The 18,356-nt window shown below is 65.9% G+C and carries 19 protein-coding genes; 13 read left to right on the top strand and 6 right to left on the bottom strand.

Annotated elements, in window-relative coordinates; translation table 11 throughout:
- The first annotated feature begins 28 nt into the window (after nucleotides 1-28).
- Entirely contained in the window at nucleotides 29-1,387 is a 1,359-nt protein-coding gene (locus LWC34_RS24685) for a DHA2 family efflux MFS transporter permease subunit (RefSeq protein ID WP_233727518.1), read from the top strand.
- On the opposite strand, the gene LWC34_RS24680 is transcribed toward LWC34_RS24685, so the two are convergent.
- Nucleotides 1,368-2,183 carry a serine hydrolase gene (locus LWC34_RS24680; protein ID WP_233727517.1) on the bottom strand — a complete coding sequence of 272 codons (816 nt, stop codon included), beginning with the start codon at nucleotides 2,181-2,183 and terminating at the stop codon, nucleotides 1,368-1,370. The genes LWC34_RS24685 and LWC34_RS24680 overlap by 20 nt on opposite strands.
- A gap of 63 nt (nucleotides 2,184-2,246) precedes the next feature.
- Here LWC34_RS24680 and LWC34_RS24675 point away from each other — a divergent pair, with 63 nt between their 5' ends.
- Together LWC34_RS24675 and LWC34_RS24670 are read left to right on the top strand one after the other, a co-directional pair.
- Complete coding sequence (locus tag LWC34_RS24675; RefSeq protein WP_233727516.1) at nucleotides 2,247-2,855, top strand: Maf family protein; 609 nt, start codon at nucleotides 2,247-2,249, stop codon at nucleotides 2,853-2,855.
- A 199-nt stretch (nucleotides 2,856-3,054) separates the two neighbouring features.
- A complete protein-coding gene (locus LWC34_RS24670; RefSeq protein WP_233727515.1) occupies nucleotides 3,055-4,329 on the top strand; it encodes a dicarboxylate/amino acid:cation symporter in 1,275 nt (424 codons plus the stop codon).
- On the opposite strand, the gene LWC34_RS24665 is transcribed toward LWC34_RS24670, so the two are convergent.
- Nucleotides 4,326-4,970: a hypothetical protein gene (locus LWC34_RS24665; protein ID WP_233727514.1), complete on the bottom strand. Its 645-nt coding sequence runs from the start codon at nucleotides 4,968-4,970 to the stop codon at nucleotides 4,326-4,328. The two genes, LWC34_RS24670 and LWC34_RS24665, sit on opposite strands and share 4 nt — an antisense overlap.
- 103 nt (nucleotides 4,971-5,073) lie before the next feature.
- Here LWC34_RS24665 and LWC34_RS24660 point away from each other — a divergent pair, with 103 nt between their 5' ends.
- The 7 genes from LWC34_RS24660 to LWC34_RS24630 all read left to right on the top strand — a co-directional run bounded on the left by LWC34_RS24660 (nucleotide 5,074) and on the right by LWC34_RS24630 (nucleotide 11,064).
- The gene (locus tag LWC34_RS24660; RefSeq protein WP_233727513.1) at nucleotides 5,074-6,852 is read left to right on the top strand and encodes an acetyl/propionyl/methylcrotonyl-CoA carboxylase subunit alpha; all 1,779 of its coding nucleotides are present in this window, start codon (nucleotides 5,074-5,076) and stop codon (nucleotides 6,850-6,852) included.
- An 18-nt stretch (nucleotides 6,853-6,870) separates the two neighbouring features.
- A complete protein-coding gene (locus tag LWC34_RS24655; RefSeq protein ID WP_233727512.1) occupies nucleotides 6,871-7,263 on the top strand; it encodes a DUF1707 SHOCT-like domain-containing protein in 393 nt (130 codons plus the stop codon).
- Nucleotides 7,264-7,721: 458 nt separating this feature from the next.
- Complete coding sequence (locus LWC34_RS24650; protein ID WP_233727511.1) at nucleotides 7,722-8,198, top strand: DUF1707 SHOCT-like domain-containing protein; 477 nt, start codon at nucleotides 7,722-7,724, stop codon at nucleotides 8,196-8,198.
- Between the two features lie 216 nt (nucleotides 8,199-8,414).
- Entirely contained in the window at nucleotides 8,415-8,939 is a 525-nt protein-coding gene (locus LWC34_RS24645) for a GNAT family N-acetyltransferase (protein ID WP_233727510.1), read from the top strand.
- 54 nt (nucleotides 8,940-8,993) lie between these two features.
- On the top strand, nucleotides 8,994-9,281 hold the full coding sequence (locus LWC34_RS24640; protein WP_233727509.1) for a PE domain-containing protein: 288 nt from the start codon (nucleotides 8,994-8,996) through the stop codon (nucleotides 9,279-9,281).
- The gene (locus LWC34_RS24635; RefSeq protein WP_233727508.1) at nucleotides 9,278-10,255 is read left to right on the top strand and encodes a PPE domain-containing protein; all 978 of its coding nucleotides are present in this window, start codon (nucleotides 9,278-9,280) and stop codon (nucleotides 10,253-10,255) included. Before LWC34_RS24640 ends, LWC34_RS24635 begins: the two co-directional genes overlap by 4 nt.
- Nucleotides 10,256-10,257: 2 nt before the next feature.
- Nucleotides 10,258-11,064: an ESX secretion-associated protein EspG gene (locus tag LWC34_RS24630; RefSeq protein ID WP_308200131.1), complete on the top strand. Its 807-nt coding sequence runs from the start codon at nucleotides 10,258-10,260 to the stop codon at nucleotides 11,062-11,064.
- 198 nt (nucleotides 11,065-11,262) lie between these two features.
- Here the strand turns inward: LWC34_RS24630 and LWC34_RS24625 are convergent, their stop codons facing one another.
- Both LWC34_RS24625 and LWC34_RS24620 read right to left on the bottom strand, forming a co-directional pair.
- Entirely contained in the window at nucleotides 11,263-11,937 is a 675-nt protein-coding gene (locus LWC34_RS24625) for a response regulator (RefSeq protein WP_233727506.1), read from the bottom strand.
- Nucleotides 11,934-13,121, bottom strand: a complete 1,188-nt coding sequence (locus tag LWC34_RS24620) for an ATP-binding protein (RefSeq protein ID WP_233728870.1) — start codon at nucleotides 13,119-13,121, stop codon at nucleotides 11,934-11,936. The genes LWC34_RS24625 and LWC34_RS24620 overlap by 4 nt, the downstream gene beginning before the upstream one ends.
- 168 nt (nucleotides 13,122-13,289) lie before the next feature.
- Between LWC34_RS24620 and LWC34_RS24615 the strand changes: the two genes are divergently transcribed.
- Together LWC34_RS24615 and LWC34_RS24610 are read left to right on the top strand one after the other, a co-directional pair.
- The gene (locus LWC34_RS24615; RefSeq protein WP_233727505.1) at nucleotides 13,290-14,561 is read left to right on the top strand and encodes a PspC domain-containing protein; all 1,272 of its coding nucleotides are present in this window, start codon (nucleotides 13,290-13,292) and stop codon (nucleotides 14,559-14,561) included.
- On the top strand, nucleotides 14,554-14,763 hold the full coding sequence (locus LWC34_RS24610) for a hypothetical protein (protein WP_233727504.1): 210 nt from the start codon (nucleotides 14,554-14,556) through the stop codon (nucleotides 14,761-14,763). Before LWC34_RS24615 ends, LWC34_RS24610 begins: the two co-directional genes overlap by 8 nt.
- Here LWC34_RS24610 and LWC34_RS24605 read toward each other — a convergent pair.
- A complete protein-coding gene (locus LWC34_RS24605; RefSeq protein WP_233727503.1) occupies nucleotides 14,728-15,648 on the bottom strand; it encodes a DMT family transporter in 921 nt (306 codons plus the stop codon). The genes LWC34_RS24610 and LWC34_RS24605 overlap by 36 nt on opposite strands.
- 132 nt (nucleotides 15,649-15,780) lie before the next feature.
- Here LWC34_RS24605 and LWC34_RS24600 point away from each other — a divergent pair, with 132 nt between their 5' ends.
- Complete coding sequence (locus LWC34_RS24600; protein ID WP_233727502.1) at nucleotides 15,781-16,686, top strand: LysR family transcriptional regulator; 906 nt, start codon at nucleotides 15,781-15,783, stop codon at nucleotides 16,684-16,686.
- Here the strand turns inward: LWC34_RS24600 and LWC34_RS24595 are convergent, their stop codons facing one another.
- The gene (locus LWC34_RS24595) at nucleotides 16,687-18,348 is read right to left on the bottom strand and encodes a serine/threonine-protein kinase (RefSeq protein WP_233727501.1); all 1,662 of its coding nucleotides are present in this window, start codon (nucleotides 18,346-18,348) and stop codon (nucleotides 16,687-16,689) included.
- Nucleotides 18,349-18,356: the final 8 nt, after the last annotated feature.

Genomic DNA, 18,356 nt, shown 5'->3' with positions numbered 1-18,356 from the left:
GATTGCGGCTGCTGGCTAGCTTCGCGCCATGGAGAAGAGCTGGGCTGCGTTGTTCGCGTTGTGCTTCGGGTTCTTCATGATCCTGTTGGACACGACGATCGTCCAGGTGGCGGTGCGGAGCCTGATGACCGGCTTGCCCGCCACCTTGAACGAGGTCTTCTGGGTCAACAGCGTCTATCTCCTGACGTTCGCCGTGCCGCTGCTGCTGACCGGGCGGCTCGGCGATCGCTTCGGGCCGCGCAGGCTTTACCTGATCGGCCTGGTGATCTTCACGGCCGCGTCGCTGTGGTGCGGCCTGGCCGATGACGCCGCGGACCTGATCGCGGCAAGGGCAGTGCAAGGGTTGGGTGCCGCGGCATTGACTCCGCAGTCGATGGCGTTCATCAGCTACCTGTTTCCGGCCAACCGCGGTGCGGCGATGGGCGCGTGGGGTTCGGTCGCCGGGCTCGCGACCGTCGCCGGACCGGTGCTTGGCGGCCTGTTGACCGAGCAGTTCGGGTGGGAATGGATTTTCTTTGTCAACGTGCCGATCGGGATCATCGCGATCGCGTTGGTGTTGCTGCTCGTCCCGAACTGGCAACCGCGGCACAGCCATCGCTTCGACGTCCCGGGGATCGTGCTGAGTTCGGTTGGGCTCTTCGCTTTGGTTTTCGGGATCCAGAACGGCGAGCTCTATTCACGGACCACGATCGCGGCGATCATCGCGACCGGTGCCGTACTCATCGGGATTTTCCTGTGGTGGCAACACAAGAATCCGAACGAACCGCTCCTTCCGTTGCGGCTGTTCGCCAGCCGGACCTTCTCGTTCGGCAGCCTGACCGGCGTGCTGATCGGGTTCGCGATGGCGGCGATGTTCATCCCGCTGATCATCTATTTGCAGACCGTGCTTGGCCTGACGCCGTTCGAGGCCGGGTTGTTCATGGGGCCGATGTCGATCGTCTCCGCGATCCTCGCGCCCTTCGCCGGGCGGCTGTCCGATCGGATCGACGGCAAGAACATCATCATTGTCGGGCTGATCGCGTACGCGGCCGGGATCGGCAGTGTCGCACTGATCGCCCAGCCAGGCTTGAACACCTGGGCGCTGGTGCCCGGATTGCTGCTGTGCGGCGTCGGCATCGGAACGATTTTCAGTCCGCTCAGCAGCACGACGATCTCCGGGCTCGCGCCGCAGCTGATCGGCGCGGGCGCGGGCATCTACAACATGGCCCGACAGGTCGGGAACGTGCTCGGCAGCGCCGCTGCCGGCCTGCTGATGCAGATCGCGTCGACCGATCTGCTCGAAGCCGCACGGATCACCATGTTGCTGCCCGCGCTCGTCCTGCTCAGCGCGGCTTTCACCGCCGCGCGAATGCGCAAGGAAACCGTCGTCAGCCGAAGTATCCGTTGAACATGATCCGGCTGATCTCGGTCGTGGTCTTCCTGCCGACGTCAAAACCGTTGTCGACGACCTGGGTGTTGTTCATGATCGAGAGCGTGTAGCGAGCGTCCGGGCCGACGAAGCCAACCGAGTTCGTCAGCCACGAACCATCGTCGTTGTCGTCGGACCAGCCGTTCTTGTTGCCCGGTTGGGCGGCGGCGCCGGCTCCCCATACGCCCCATTGCTGATTGGGGTCGACCGTGCGCATCTCGTTGACAATGTAATCACGATGGGCCGCGGGCATTTTGGCCAGAATGAAGTTCATCAGCCGGTCGAGGTCGTTGGCTGTGGTGAGAATCCAGCCCCAGTGGTGCGGGTGCTCATCGGTGAACCGCATGTCAGTCATCCCGTAGGACGGGAATCTGGTCGCGAAGTCCTCACCGCCATAGCGCCGCCACAGCGTGTGCGCCGCGTCATTGTCGCTGGTGTTGAGCATCAGGTGCATCAGATGACGGTCTTCGGCCGTCAACGAGATCGCACCGGCGTCATCGCGCAGCAACAGATCGACGACCATCGCCAGTTTCGGTGTCGAACAGGCCCAGATCAGCGTGTCCGAATGCCTGTTGCGCCACACCGCACCGGTTTTCCGGTCCCGCACCACAATTCCGGCGAACCCAGGACGGGTTGCCGCATAGGCGTTCGCATGGAGAATGCGGCTCAGCAGCTTCGGCTCGAAGTGTCTTTTATGATCAACCACGGCAAGAGCGGGCGCGACTACCGAAGTCAAGCTGACCACAAGCGCAACCAGAATCAATCTCTTCCGCATGACATCACAAATTACCAGTGCACCTACTTTGTCGGAGGGCAAGCACAGTGGTTACGCTGCGGCGTGCGTTTCATTCTCGCTTCAGCGTCGCCAGCCCGGCTCGGTGTGCTCCGCGCCGCTGGGATCGACCCGCTCGTCCATGTGTCCGGAGTGGACGAAGACGCGGTCACCGAGAGCCTGCCGGACGCGAGCCATCAGGAGCTCGTGACCGCGCTCGCTCGTGCCAAAGCGCAAGCTGTCGCTGAGGAAACGGCCGACCGGGACGCCGTGATCGTGGCGTGCGACTCGATGTTGTCGATCAACGGCGAGATTCTGGGCAAACCGGGCACGCCCGAACGCGCCAAGCAGCGCTGGGCCGCGATGGCAGGCAACAGTGGCGAACTGCTCACCGGGCACGCGGTGATCGTGATCGAGAATGGTGTAGCCACAAGGCAAGCCAGCGACTGGGAAAGCACGGTCGTCCGGTTCGCCAAGCCGACCGAGGCCGAGATCGACGCGTACGTCGCCAGCGGCGAACCGCTGAACGTCGCGGGCGCGTTCACCATCGACGGCAAGGGTGCGTGGTTCGTCGACGGGATCGACGGCAACCACTCCAGCGTGATCGGCATCAGCCTGCCGTTGACCCGCCGCCTGCTCGCCGAGGTCGGCATCAGCGTGACCACATTCTGGTAAGCCTGGCCACAACCTGGGACTTTACGGAAAATGTGACGGTCTAGACCACTGCTGCCTCAGCGGAAGGAACCGTCACAGTGCGTCGTGCCCTACTTCTGACGCAACGCCGCTACCTCGACAACTGCCGGCTCGCCAGCGCGATGTGTCGCTCTCGACAGCCTTGAAAGCCCTGTCGTAGACCCATCGCGAGGAGCGACCCATGTCCTTTGTCAGTACCTACTCAAAACCCAAAGTCTTCGGCCTTGTCACGCTCGGTGCGCTCGTCGCCGGTGCCGTGCTCGGCTTCATCGCCAAGGATTCCGGCGTCAAATGGCTGTCGGAGACACTCACGACCATTTCGACCGTTTTCACGAACCTGTTGCAGTTCACCGTGATCCCGCTCGTGTTCACGGCGATCATCGTCGGCGTCGACAGTTTGCGCGGCCTCGGCGGGCCACGAACCGCAGGCCGGTTAGGCGGGAAAACCTTACTGTGGTTCGCGATCACGTCGCTCATCGCCGTAGTTCTCGGCATCGTGATCGGTTTGATCGTCCAACCGGGCAGTGGCGTTCAGGTCACGCCGACCCAGGCGAACATCGCCAGGATCGAGGACCGCGCGTCCGGCAACTGGTGGACGTTCATCCAAGGTCTCGTGCCGTCGAACTTCCTTGAGGCGTTCACCGAGGGCGCGGTGCTTCAGGTCGTGTTCCTCGCGCTGATCGTCGCCGCGGCCACGTACACGCTCGGTGACCGGGTCCGGCCGTTCATCGCGTTCAACCAGGCCGTGTTCGACGTGATCCAGAAGGTGCTCGGCTGGATCATCCTGCTCGCCCCGATCGGTGTGCTCGGGCTGATCGGCAAGGCGTTCGCGACGTACGGAAACCAGTTCATCAAGCCACTGTTCTCCCTGGTCTGGACGGTCTACCTGGGTGCGGCGCTGATCATTTTCGTGGTCTACCCCGTGCTGCTGAAGTTCGTCGGCAAGATCGACCCGCGCCAGTTCTTCGCCAAGTCGTGGAACGCGCTGCAGTTCGCGTTCGTGTCCCGCTCGTCCGGCGCGACACTGCCGTTGAGCAGGCAAAGCGCGGTCAACCTCGGCGTCGATCCCGGCTACGCCGGATTCGCGGTGCCGCTGGGCACCACGACCAAGATGGACGGCTGCGCGGCGCTCTACCCCGCGCTGGCGTCGATCTTCATCGCGAACATGGCCGGGATCGAGCTGAGTGTGGCGCAGTACATCGGCATCATCGCGGTCGCCGTGTTCGGGTCGCTGGCGACCGCGGGCACGACCGGGTGGTTCACGATGCTCACGCTCACGCTGAGTGCGATCAACCTGCCGCCCGAGGTGACCGCGACCGGTCTGGCCATCGTGATCGCGATCGATCCGATCCTCGACATGGCCAGGACGGCGACCAACGTCGCCGGTCAGATCACCGTGCCTGTGCTGGTCGCCCAGCAGGAGGACCTGCTGGAACGCGAGCCCGTCACGGTCTAGTTAGGGCAGGGCCGCTGCAACTGGGCTTCGGTCGGCTTCACCTCAGTCGGCTTGCCCGGCAGCCTGTCCTGCCGCATCACGGCGGTGCACCCGAGATCGGCGCCTTCCAGCGTGAACACTTGCGCGAAGAAACCGCGCTGGACCGTGACGACCTCGGGTGCGCCGTCGCCGAGCACGTTGGTCAGCTTGAGGTAGTTGGCGGTCGACAGGTACGTCGGCGTGGTCACGTTCCACTTGCCGGACCGCCCGACGACCACCTCGCCGACCGTTCCGGTGTCCAGCTTCCCCTTGACCAGACACGCCGAGAGAGTGCCCGCGACGCAGTCGAGCGAGTCAGGGCCCAGCGTCGCGCCGCGACCGGGCAGCCGCGACTCGATCACCCGGTCATCGCCGACTTTCAGCCGCGCGCCCTGACCGCCCGCGTCCCTGATCAGCTCGATCCTCGTGTTGCCCATCATCGCCGTCGCGACGACCTCACACGGCTCGTGCCTGCAGATTCCCGACGACGCCTGCGGCTGCAGCGTCGGCGAGGCTGCGGCCTCGTCGTTCTTGCTGCGTAGATAGGCAGCGGTGCCCACCGCTCCGGCAGCCACCAGTAACGAGAGCAGCGCGGTGACTGTTACTGAACGCCCGTAGCCCACACCTAGAAGGGTAGGGGGCGGAGCGTGGCCTTGCTCGCAGTTGAGCGGGCGTTCAGGGTCCTAAACTGCTCGGTAACTAGTTCTCGCACAAGGAGGCAGGGGCGTGCCAGAGACGGCAGCAACGAGCGATCTGGCTTCGCTGCACAAGGTACTGATCGCCAACCGTGGAGAGATCGCCGTCCGGGTGATCAGGGCGTGCAAAGACGCCGGGCTGGCGAGCGTGGCCGTGTACGCGGACCCGGACCGAGACGCACCCTTCGTCCGGCTGGCCGACGAGGCGTTCGCGCTCGGCGGCTCCACTCCAGGCGACTCGTACCTCTCCTTCGAGAAGGTGCTGGACGTAGCCAAGCGCGCGGGCGCGGACTCCGTACACCCCGGCTACGGCTTCCTGTCGGAGAACGCCGACTTCGCGCAGGCCGTGCTGGACGCGGGCCTGATCTGGATCGGTCCGTCCCCACAAGCCATCCGTGACTTGGGCGACAAGGTCACCGCGCGGCACATCGCCACACGTGCGGGCGCGCCGTTGGTCCCGGGCACAAAGGACCCGGTCGCGGGGCCTGCCGAGGTCATCGCGTTCGCCGAGGAACACGGCCTGCCGGTAGCGATCAAGGCCGCGTTCGGTGGCGGCGGGCGTGGCCTGAAAGTGGCCCGCACGCTGGAGGAAATCCCCGAGCTGTTCGACTCGGCGGTCCGTGAGGCAGTCACCGCTTTCGGCCGTGGCGAATGCTTCGTCGAGCGCTACCTGGACAAGCCACGGCACGTTGAAGCCCAGGTCCTCGCCGACCAGCACGGCAACGTGATCGTGGTCGGCACCCGTGACTGCTCGTTGCAGCGCCGCCACCAGAAGCTGGTGGAAGAGGCGCCCGCGCCATTCCTGAACGATGACCAGCGCAAGACCATCCACACCGCCGCCCGTGACATCTGCAAAGAGGCCGGGTACTCCGGCGCGGGCACGGTCGAATTCCTGGTCGGCCAGGACGGCACGATCTCGTTCCTCGAGGTCAACACACGGCTGCAGGTCGAGCACCCGGTCAGTGAGGAAACCACCGGTATCGACCTTGTCCGTGAGCAGTTCCGTATTGCCGACGGGCAGCAGCTGCGGTTCACCGAGGACCCTTCGCCACGCGGCCACGCATTCGAGTTCCGGATCAACGGCGAGGATGCGGGCCGCAACTTCCTGCCCGCGCCCGGCACGGTCACGACTTTCGTCACCCCGGAAGGGCCTGGCGTCCGGGTGGACGCAGGTGTGGAGTCCGGCAGCGTGATCGGCGGCCAGTTCGACTCGCTACTGGCCAAGCTGATCGTCACCGGCTCGGATCGTGCAGAGGCTTTGCAGCGCGCCCGCCGTGCGCTCGACGAGATGGTCGTCGAGGGAATGGCCACGGTTTTGCCGTTCCACAAGGCAATCGTGCGCGACCCGGCGTTCGCCTCGGACTTCACCGTGCACACCCGATGGATCGAAACGGAGTTCGACAACAAGATCGAACCATTCACCGCTCCGGGTGAAATCTCCGCGGAAGAATCCCCCCGGCACACCGTGGTCGTCGAGGTCGGCGGCCGCAGGCTCGAAGTTTCCCTGCCCGGTGACCTGGCGCTTTCATCCCCCGGTTCGCCAGCCGCCAAGCCCCGAAAGCGCGGCGGCACAAAGGGCACGGCGGCCGTGTCCGGCGACGCTGTGGCCGCGCCCATGCAGGGCACCATCGTCAAGATCGCTGTGGAGGACGGCCAGCAGGTCGAAGCCGGTGACCTCATTGTGGTTCTCGAAGCGATGAAGATGGAGAACCCGGTGAACGCGCACAAGGCCGGGACAGTCACCGGCCTCGCTGTCTCGAGTGGCGAAACGGTCACACAAGGTAGCGTCCTGTGTGAGATCAAGGACTGACGTTTCTACAATTGCCTTATGGCACCGAGTGACGGCAACGTCCGGATCGGCACCTCTGAGCGGGAGGACGCCGTCCGGGCGTTGGCTGAGCACATGACCCAAGGCCGCCTCGACGTTTCGGAGTACGACCAACGCGTCGCACTCGCGAACGCCGCCAAAACCCGGGCCGAACTCGCCGAGATCTTCGAGGACCTGCCCGAACCCAACCCCGTGCGCGCGCTTCCGGTTCCCGTACCCGCCCAGGCCAGCCCGTTGGTTGAGAAGGAGAAAGGCAGCAACGCCAAGGCGATCATCATCGGGTTCGTGATCTTCTCAGTCGCCGCGATCATCACGGTGACCGCGATCCTCGGTGAGTGGTGGGCGCTGATACCGGCGTTCCTGATCGTGGTCGTACTGGCAATCGCTTCCTGAACACCTGGGTCGTGCCAGCGATCGCCTCTCGTGGCCATGCGGGCAACGGCCTCCCGAACCTTGCGATCATGCCTGGCGATGGCCTGATGAACCTTGGGTCATGCGGGCAACGGGCTCCGGAACCTTGAGGCCATGCGGACGATCAACTCCAGAGCGTTATGGTCATACGGACGATGGTTCCGCGAACCTTGTGGTCATGCCGGTCGATAGCCTGACGAACCCTGTGGTCATGCAGGCGAACAACTCCAGAGCGTTATGGTCGTGCTGGCGATGATCTCCTGAACCGGTGGCATTCCGGCTGTTTCGGAACTCGGCGCCAGCCTCGTTCGTTGCCGAATTCTGAAGGCGCGCGGGGGGCCAACGCAGCACCGCTGTCATCAGTCTTCGCAGGGCGCGCGGCGGCCAATACAGGACTGATGGCATCGGTTCTCTCAGCTTCGCGGTCGTACCATTGAGGTGTGAACGATCCGGAGATCCGTGTGGGGGACGCCGAGCGGGAGGAAGCCCTGCAGGCGTTGGGTGACCACATGAGCGCCGGTCGCCTCGACATCGACGAGTATGGCGAGCGCACCGCACGCGTCGCGGCTTCCAAGACCCGCGGGGATCTCCTTGAGCTGTTCAAGGACCTGCCCGACCCCAAACCGGCCTTCGCCGTCCGGATCCAGCCCTCGCCGCTGGAGCCAGCCGCCGCGGCGGGGCCTCCGCCGATGCAGCGGTGGGCCAATTCGCGCCCGGCGCTGCGGGCGTACGCGGCGTTGATCCCGGTCATCTGGGTGGCGACGGCGTTGCTGTTCGTCTTCGCTGTTCGGACGCCGTTCATCTTCATCGTGCCGTTCTTCGCGATGGTCGCCGGTGCCCGGATCTGGGGCGCCGACTGGCACTACGAGCGGCGGGCCCAGCGGCGCCACCGTGATCACCTGCGGCATCGCGGCTAGTGGTGACCCTGTGGCTCACGGGCGATGGTGGCCCCCTCAGCCGAGCGGCCACTGGTGGCCCTTGGGCCCGTAGGTCACTCGTGAACCCTCAGCCAATCGGGCCCTGGTGCGCACCTTGGCCAAGCCCCCCATTGGTGACTGAGGCGCGGCCAGTTCTGGGGGCGTGGGCAGTTCTGCCGACCAAGATTGTTAGCGGGTCGCACTAACGTTCTTGCCATGGAGCCCATCGAGATCAACGCAGGCGGCTACTACCTGCGTGCGTTGCGGGCGGATGACCTGCTCGACGACCGGCCCGCGATCCTGCGCGCGTTCGAAGATCCCGAGATGAAGCGTTGGGTGTCGGACTACCGGATCGGGGATCTGGCGGACGCGGGCGCCTACGTCGCGAATCGGGCGGACGAGTGGGCGCGGGATGTCCGCTGCTCATGGGCGGTCGCTGAGCCGACGACTGGGGCATTGCTTGGCGAGGTCAACTTGCGCGGGCTCGCGGAAGGTGATCCGCAGGCCGCGTGCTGGACTCATCCGGATCATCGCGGGCTTGGCGTCGCGACGACGGCTCTTGGTGCCGCGGTCCGGTTCGGGTTTGGTGCGCTCGATCTTCCTGAGATCGGGTACAAGCACGATCCCGACAACACCGCTTCCCTTCGTGTCGCTGAGAAGTGCGGTTTCCAGTTCGTCGGCGAAAGCGAGCAGGACGGAACCCGGTTGCTCCATTGGGTTGCGGTTCCGCCAACCCCGTGAACCGCTTGGCTGACCGGCACGTTGGTCTTCGCAAGTCGACGAGGGGAAAGTGACGTGGACGGCTTCCAGTTCGACCCACAGGTCCTGCCGCGGTTACACGCCGCCTTCGCGGACGCGTTGGCCAAGGTGGACCGGCAAATCGAGCTCGCGAAGGATGAGCTGCCATGGGCAGGTGATTCGGTCAGCGCGTACGCGGCCGAGCGGTTCAACGCACAGCAATCCAGTGCGCTGCAAGCACTTCAGGCATATCGGGGAACGCTGGACGAACTCGTCACCAAGCTCGCCATGTCCGCTGGCCAGTACCAGCAGACGGAGGACGCGACGATGCGGAGCGGTCAATGACGTACGAGGAGATCACTCGGTGGCGCGGGTTCAGCCACGCCGAGTTGTACGCCCAGCTGCACAGTGGTCCCGGCGCTGCCGCGTCCGCTGTTCCCGCGCAGCGGTGGACCGAGGTCGAGGAGATTTTCGGCACGATCAACCACGATCTGACCAAAGTCGTCGCGGACGCCCAGTTTGACTGGCAAGGCGGGGCGGCCACCGCGGCCTTCGGACAATTGACCGAAGTAGCAAAACGGGCCAGTCGGGTCAGCCAGAACGCGGCAAGCATGCGCACCAGCGTCGAACGGCAGGCCGACAACATCGGCACAGCAAGGGCAACCATGCCCAAGCCGGGCGAAAACCCTTCTGTGCAGCCAGATCCGAAAGACGCAGCGGTCATGCAGGTGCTGGCGACGCAGACCGATCACGAGCCGGTCGAACGTGCGACCTCCGAAGCCGCACGCGCGGCATACGAAGTGATGCAGACGTACCAGAACGACACCACAGCGACCACCGACGGTCTCCGCGAATTCGACGAACCTGTTGCCACTGCAGGAGTTCAGACCACTCAACCCAGCAGTCAACGCGAAGCCATCAACGCATTGCCCCAGAACACGGTTTCCGTTGCCTCCGCTGAATTCCTTGGCGCGACAACAACGGACGAGATGCGGGCGCGGCCATCCAGCGGTGAGCCCGTGGCCAACAGCGGCGGTTCGGTGGCCGCTGCTCTGTCGCCGCAACGCCGTTCGCCCGTTCGGCGGACACCTGTTCCCGTTGACACACACCCGATCGCGCCAATCGCGCCAGCGGCTGCAACAACCGGCAGCGGCACGGAACGCGCCGCTCCGAGGCGATCGGGCCATGTCCAGCACGCCGAGCTGGCACCGAAACGCAGGCGGGACTGGGCTGAAGAAGACAAGATAACCGAGCGTGTCGACGGCACCGACGCCGAGGTTCCCCCAGCAGTGATCGGAAACGGGCCGTATCGTCCATGACGATGTTCGACACCGGACTTGACGCGAGCGGCCTCGGTGAGCCGATCACCCTGACGCCGCTGGAGTTCGACGTGCTGTGGGAGCACCTCGACCTCGGCGATATGCCTCTCATCCTGAAAGTGCCCTCCCCTGGCCAGACCAACACCGAACGGGCGCAGTTGGTCGACCGCGCATGGCGGGCGCTGGACGCCAAAGGCCTCGGCAGGCCGGTCAGTCTCAACCCACAGCTGGCGGGCATGTTGCGCCTGATTTCCCGGCCACAACGCGAGGTGGACGGACGCCTGTGGCTCGGCCGCACGGTCCGCCTGCTCGCCGCGGCCGATGGTGAGGCGGGCGTCCTCGCGGTTCAGGAAACCGACCGGTTGATCTTCCGTCGCGCGGACGGATATGGGCTGCCCAGGCACGCGTTGTCCGTTTTGCCACAGGAAAAAGCCGGTCCCGGGTACTCGGTCACGTTGCCGACCAAGGATTTCGAGAGCGCGGCGCAGCAAGCGAAGTCGCCGAAGGAGTTCGAAGCCGCCCTTCGGCGCAACGGTCTACGCGAACGAGACGCGGACACGTTGCGCGAAATGATCGGCGACGTGCTGCACCAAGGCCAGTACGGTGCCGCAGCGCGCGACAAATGGGGCCGCCGGGTCCGGACGTCCAGGGTGATCAGCTTCTTCGACACCCCGGCCGGGCGTTACCTGCAGGTGCGCAAGGCGTCCGGCGGCGGGGAAGCGTGGACCACGATCTCACCCGCCGATCCCAAACGCCTCCTGCAGCACCTGACCGAGCTGTACGCCGAAAGCACCAAAAACCTCTCGTGAGTAGGACATGGCCCCTGGACGGCGCCGCCCAGGGGCCATGAAAATGGTGGGTGGTCCGGTAGGTCGTAACCACTTGGTGCCGGTGAGCCCGTTCGTGAGTATGACCGTGAAGCCTGTTCCTGGTCAGGCACCCAGGATTGCAGAAAAGCCAGTTACCGCAACGTAACCGTCAGAAGTAGGGAAGAAATCCCATTTGCCTCAAACGAGTCGGCGATCCGATGCCCACCGCGAGAGCTCGTACCGGTTCGACAGCTGGGTCTTGCGAAGCACGCTCGACACGTGTGTCTCCACGGTCTTGACCGAAATGAACAGCTCCGACGCGATCTCCTTGTACGCGTAACCCCGCGCCAGCAACCGAAGCACGTCACGTTCGCGCGGCGTCAGCAAGTCAAGCTCCGGGTCGCTGATCGGCGCCGAACCCGGCCGGTCGGCGAACGCGTCGAGCACGAAACCGGCCAGCCGCGGCGAGAACACCGCGTCGCCTTCGCCGACTCGCACGATCGCACGGACCAGTTCCTGGCTGGAGATCGTCTTCGTGACGTACCCACGCGCGCCAGCACGGATCACCGTGATCACGTCTTCGGCTTGGTCGGAGACCGACAGCGCCAGGAAAACCACGGCCGGGTGCGTCGGGCGGATCTTGCGCAGCACCTCCGCGCCGCCGCCGTCGGGCATGTGCACGTCCAGCAGCACCACGTCCGGCAGTTTCGCCGCGATCCCGGCGACCGCTTCGCCGACCGTGCCCGCTTCGCCGACCACTTCGACCTCATCGGTGATCGAGTCCAGTTCGGTGCGCACGCCCGCACGGAACAACGCGTGGTCGTCCACCAGGAAGACCCGGACCTTACGGGTGGTCTCCGTTGTCTCGCTCACGCCTTGGCCTCTCTTCCGGCATTGCGCGCCGAAGTGGCGCTCCTCGTCATCTCGAGGTGCACTTCGGTGCCTTCGCCGAGGGCGGTGCGAATGCGCACGGTGCCCCCGTTGCGGTCCATCCTGCCCCTGATGGAGTCGGCAAGGCCATGCCGGTCGGTCGGAACGGTCGTCTCGTCGAAGCCTTTGCCCCGGTCCCGCACGAAGATGTTCACCCGATCCGGTTCGACTTCGGCGTACACGCTGACCTCGGCCACCCCGGCGTGCTTGGCCGCGTTCACGGTCGCCTCACGGGTCGCCTGCACCAGCGCCGTCAGCTTCTCGTCCAGCTCACAGTCGCCGACAACGACCTGCTGGACCTTGATCGCGAACGTGTCCTCGACCTCACCACACGCTGCCTCGACGGCCGCGGAAAGCAGCGTCGGCTCGTTGCTGACGTCGCCGCGGCTGTACCCGGACGGCCCGTACAACCAGGTCCGCAGTTGACGCTCCTGGCCACGCGCGAGCCGGAGCACCTCGCGGGGAGTCTCGGCCTGCTTCTGGATCAACGCAAGCGTTTGCAACACGGAATCATGCAGGTGAGCCGCGATCTCGGCGCGCTCTTCGGTCCGGATGCGCTTGCGGCGCTCATCGCCAAGATCCCGCACGACACGCAGCCACCACGGCACGGTCACGGCCGCGACACCCAGCAACACGGCCAGAACCGTCGCGATGATGAACTGAGGTTGGTCGTAATTGCCGACGGCCTGCAACAGAAACGCGACCACACCCGACACGACCAGCCCGATACCGGACAACGTGCGGACGAAACCGCCCCGCTCGCCCTTGCGGCGCTCGTCGGCCTCCCGCCAGACGACCGCCGCGCCGACAACCGCCAACGCCAGCGCGGCGCCGGCCCAGCCGTTGAACGTGCCGGTCAGCGAACCACCGGCGATCGCGACGCCGACACCCAGCGCGATCAGGCCGATCGCCTGCTGACGCTCCTTGTTCGTGATCGGCGTGACGTCCGCCTCCGGATCCTGCTGCGGCACGAACGCCCACAACAGGCCGTAGACGATCACGCCGACGCCACCGGCGGCCGCCAACGCGGCGAACGCCAGCCGGACCCAGAGCACGTCGACATTCAGATGATCGGCGAGGCCACCCGCGATGCCCGCGATCGTCCGCCCTGAGCGCCGCCGGTACATCCGGTTGAACTCATAGCTGATCGCGGCGTTCGTGTCCCGCCTGAGCTGCAAACCCACACATGAATGGTCACACGTGCGCGCAAACTCCTCATCAGGGAACGTCCCGGGGACAAGCTCAGGGGCGGTCCCTGATGTGCCGGGTGGCCTGCTCGGTCAATCCTTGTCATCGTGAGTGGAACGCAGCGACAGCAAGGTCAGCCGTTTGCCGGGGCGGAGGACACGCTGAAGGACTTCTGGACCAACCGGCCAAGACGGCCGAGGCACGGCCGGAAGATCGCGGGTGTCGCGGCGGGTATCGCCAACCGCTACCAGATCGACCCGATCCTTGTCCGGGTCCTGCTGGTGGTTTCCGCCATCGTCGGCGGTGCCGGTCTGGTGATCTACGTCCTCGGCTGGCTGTTCTTCCCGGACGAGGCCGATGAGGAAGCGCCCTTGCCCGCGTTGATCGGCAGGGGACGTAGCCACACCGGCTGGTTCTTCACGCTGCTGCTGTGCGCCGTGCTGTTCGGAGCCTCGCTCTACACGTTCAACGGTGTGGGCGGCGAGGGAGTCGTCGGCCTGGCGTTGCTGCTGACGGCGTTGTTCCTGTTGCATCGCGGCAGGGGAGGGATCGCGCCGCGGCAGACCCCGCCACCGGCAGCGCCTTCCGCACAGCCGACGATGCCACTGGGGATGGACGTGAACGCCCAAACGACCGAGGTGCCGGTGCCTCCGCAGCCGGAACAGCGCACCAGCCCACCGGCATGGGACCCGCTCGGTGCCGCGCCGTTCGCCTGGGATCTGCCGGATCCGGCGCAGCCGTCACCAGAACCGCCAGCTCTGAAGCGCAGGCGTTCCCCGGTCGGCGGGGTCACGCTGGGTGCCGCGCTTGCCGTGGGTGGCGTGTGCGCGCTCATCGCTCCGCAGGTCTCCTGGCTGACACCGGGCCACATCATCGGGATCGTGCTGGCCATCATCGGCCTCGGCATGGTCGGTGGCTCGCTGATGGGCGGCGGCCGTGGCCTGATCGGTCTCGCGGTTCCGCTGGCGATGGCCGGTTTCGTCTTCACGACCGCGTCGAACGGGCCTGCATGGGTCGACTCCGGCCAGGAGTGGGGCACGATCAACGTCCGGCCGACGACCGTGGACATGGTCGCGCCCAATTACGGCGTCGGCGGCGGGACGATCGACCTCGATCTGACCGCGTTGCCGGACACCGGCGTGGTCCACACGTCGCTGAATGTGGGACTGGGCAACATCTCCGTGCTCGTCCCGCCGAACGCGGACGTGCACGTCACCTGTGACGCCGAGCTCGGCTCGGTGGCATGCCTCGGCAACGAACAAAACGCGACCAACGCGCATATCAGTACCGCCGACAACGGCACGGACGGTGCCGGCGGTCTCAAGATCTACCTGGACGCCCGGGTCAACACGGGTGACGTGGAGGTGCGCCGTGGCTGATGACACGGAGAAGACTGAGCGTAAGCGCGTCGACCTACTCACCCTGCTCGCCGGAATCGCGGCCTTGCTGATGTCGGCCTACGTGCTCACCGATGGCGCGTCCTGGCTGCCGTCCTTCGACCCGCGCTGGCTGCTCGCCGGTGGCGCGGTCCTGGTTGGCGTGCTGCTACTGGGCAGCTCGCTCAGGCGTCGCAACCGCTGACTGAGGCGTCGCCGGAACCACGAGTTCCGGCGACGCCACTGCCTTCGGCTGCCAGCGGGTCATGCCCACCCCCAGCAGGACCACGACCATGCCGACGACCACGCGCGCAGTCACCGGCTCGCCAAGGACAACCGCGCCAAGCAGCACGGAAACCACAGGTAGCAGGTAGCCGACAGCAGTCGCGGCAACCGCGCCCTCGTCGGCGATCAGCCGGTAGTTCAGGGCGAACGCGAAACCGGTGCCGAAGACACCGAGGATCACGACGGCGATCACGCCAAGCGGGCTCAAGGTGATCGGCTCGAAACCGTCGATCGGCAGCAGCAACATGCTCAGTCCGGACGCGGTGACCAGCTGGGCGGCCGACAAAGCGATCGGGGCCGTGCCCTTGCCGGACAGCTTCAGGCCGATGTACGTGTAGCTGACGGCGTAACTCGCCGCGGCACCGAGGATCGCGAGCGCGCCCCAGCTGGTCAGGCCGCCTGCCTGCCACGGCGCGAAGATCAGCAAAGTACCGGCGAATCCGACGACCATGCCGAGCATGCGCAGCGAGAACAGCTTGCGTTCCTGACGGATCAACACGCCGATCAGCAAGGCCCACAACGGGGTTGTGGCGTTGAGCACACCGGCGATGCCGGAATCGACTGTCTCCTCACCGAAACCGAAGAGGAAGAACGGCAGCGCGTTGCCGAAGAACGCGGCAAACACCAGGTGCGCCCAGATTTTCCGGTCCTTGGGCAGCCGCTGGCGGCCCGAGTAGCAGAGCACCACCAGCACGGCCGCGCCGAGCAGGATCCGGCCGATCGCGATCTGGCCCGGCGACATGGCCTGCAGCGCGAACTTGATCCAGAGGAAGCTCGATCCCCACAGCAGAGCCAAAATGCCCATCCGGACCAGTGTGCCCTTGCTGCCCACCACGCACTCCCATCGTCGACCCCGCGTCAACGATGCCCTCGCTAACTTGGCAGGACAAGTGAATATATGTGCATCAGCCATTAAGCAAAGCTGTATGGTTGACGCATGCTCGACGTACGCCGGATGCAGTTGCTCAGGGCGGTCGTGACCAGCGGATCCGTCACTTCTGCCGCAGGAAACCTCGGCTACACGCCGTCCGCGATCAGCCAGCAGCTGGCCGTGCTGGAGAAGGAAGCCGGTGTGGCCCTGCTCGAACGCGTCGGGCGTGGCGTGCGGGCGACCGCGGCAGGCCGTCTGCTGACCGAGCACGCGGCGATCATCAGCAAGAACCTGTCCGACGCCGAATGCGCGCTGCGTGACCTCAAAGAAGGCAAGACCGGGCAGCTGTCGATCAGGTACTTCTCCACCGCGGGCGTCGCGCTCGTCCCGCCTGCCATGGCCCAGCTGCGTAAACACCATCCCGGCGTGCAGATCGACCTCAAGCTGATCGACCCGGAGGACCCGCTGCCCGAGGTCGAGGAAGGCCGGGCGGACGTGGCGATCGTGGTTTTCCCCCGGATGAACCCGCCTCGGCGTGGCGTGCAGCTGATCCACCTGATGCACGACCCGCTGTGTGCCGTCCTGCCGCGCGGCCATCGCCTTGCGAACAAGCGGTTTGTCGACCTTGCGGATCTGGCTGAGGAACCGTGGGTGAGCACGGAAATCATGCCGGGGCCGTGTTCCGACCTGATGCTGAACGCTTGCGCCGCGGCGGGTTTCACCCCGAACATCACCGTGGAGTCGGAGGATTACGCGACCTCACAAGGCTTTGTGGCCGCGGGCCTTGGGGTCGCGTTGATTCCCAAGCTCGGCTTGGACACCACGCATTCGGGTGTCGTCGCCAAGCGGGTCCGTCGGCCGGAACCGACAAGGGAGATCTACGCCGCGATCCGTGAGACGGGCGCGGAAGATGCTGCGGTACAAGCGTTTCTCGCGGCCTTGCATGAGGTCGCGGCCCGCATCAAGAGCTGATCAGGTTGAGCCGAGCTTGAAATCGTCGATCATCAGTTTGCCGTTCACGACGACAACGGTGAACCGGTAGGGATCCCGCGTCTCCGAGCCATCTTTCTTCTTGAACCGTACGGTGCCGCGGACATTGCCTTTGCCGTCATCGCTGACGTCAGTGATCCGGACGTCCTCCATCTCGGCGTAGAAGCTGAAGTAGCCGTCCTTGCCCTGAGACAAAGCCTGTGCCTTCGGGGTGAGCAGCGCCCACCCCGCCTCAGGATTTTCCGGCAACAGGTCGTAGTAGGCCTCGACGAAGTTGCTCGCGTCCTCCAGCTGCTCGCTGTCGTCATCCTGCGTCGATGACGACGGAGGCGCGGACGAACTCGAAGGCGGAGGCGTGGTCGTGGACTTCTTGACCGTCGGTGGCCCGGTCTGCGTGACGGTCGCTGGCGGCGGTGGCGGCAGCGTCGTCGGGTTCGGCTGAGCGTTCGGTGTTTTGCTGGTGAACAGGCTCGCGACCAGGACACCGACAGCAGCCGCGCCGATGATCGCGAGGACCGTCAGCACGATCTTGCGAACGTCCCTGTTCTGTCTTGGCTCCGCGGACATCTGCTCGCGTCTTGGCGGCGGGGGCCCGATAGGCGGCTGGTTGCCACGCGGCGGCGTGCCGGGAGGCGGCGGACCCATCTGGAAACCCGACGGCGGCGTGCGACGCGGCTCCGCGAGCGGGTTGGCGTCGATACGCGTGGCCGGGTGGTTCGTGGGTTGCTGCATCACCGGCTGCGGTGGCATCGGCGCCTGGATGCGCTGCGCGACCGTCGGACCGTCGTAGTTGCCGCTGACGAGCCCAGGCTGCACAGGACGGCCCGCGGCGATCGCGGCCAGTGCTTCCTTGGCGGCGGCCATGGTCGGACGTTCTTCTGGCTCGGTCCGCAGCAGACGCATCAGCAGCGCGGTGAGCGGGCCCGCTTGCCTCGGCGGGGAGATCTTGCCCGCGGCGACCGCGTGCAGCAGCGCGAGCGTGTTTTCACTCAAACCGAAGGGCGAATGCCCCTCAACGCAGATGTACAACGTCGAGCCGAGCGAGAACACGTCCGACGCGGGCGTCGGTTCCATGCCCTTGGCAACTTCGGGCGCGAGGTACGCGGGCGTCCCGGCGAGCATTCCGGTGGCGGTCACCGTCACGTCGCCGACCGCGCGTGAGATGCCGAAGTCGGTGATCTTGACCGAGTTGTCGTTGCCGAGCAGCACGTTCGCGGGCTTGATGTCGCGGTGCACGATCCCGGCCGCGTGCGCGGCCACAAGGCCGGACGCCACCTCGGCGCCGATCCGCGCCGCTTCCTGCGGCGGGATGGTGCCCCGGTCGTCCAGCTCGGCCGCGAGGCTGCGGGACGGCAGGTACTCCATCACCAGCCACGGCTGGCCGTCGTCCTCGACCACGTCGTAGACCGTGATCGCGTTCGGATGCTGCAGCCTGGCCGCGATCCGGCCTTCCCGCATCGAGCGCAGCCTGCCTTCCTCAGCCTGCGCGGCACTCAGGCCGGGCTGCGTCAGCAACTGCTTGACCGCGACGGTGCGGTGCAACCGATCGTCTTGCGCTTGCCACACGACGCCCATGGCGCCGCTGCCGATGCGCTGTCCCAGTCGGTATCGACCCGCCACCAGGCGGTCTTCGTCGGAGGGCAACGCCTAAC

This window comes from Kibdelosporangium philippinense (assembly GCF_021390435.2).
In the GTDB taxonomy this organism is placed as follows: Bacteria; Actinomycetota; Actinomycetes; order Mycobacteriales; family Pseudonocardiaceae; genus Kibdelosporangium; species Kibdelosporangium philippinense.
This window is presented reverse-complemented; position numbering and strand designations above follow the sequence as displayed.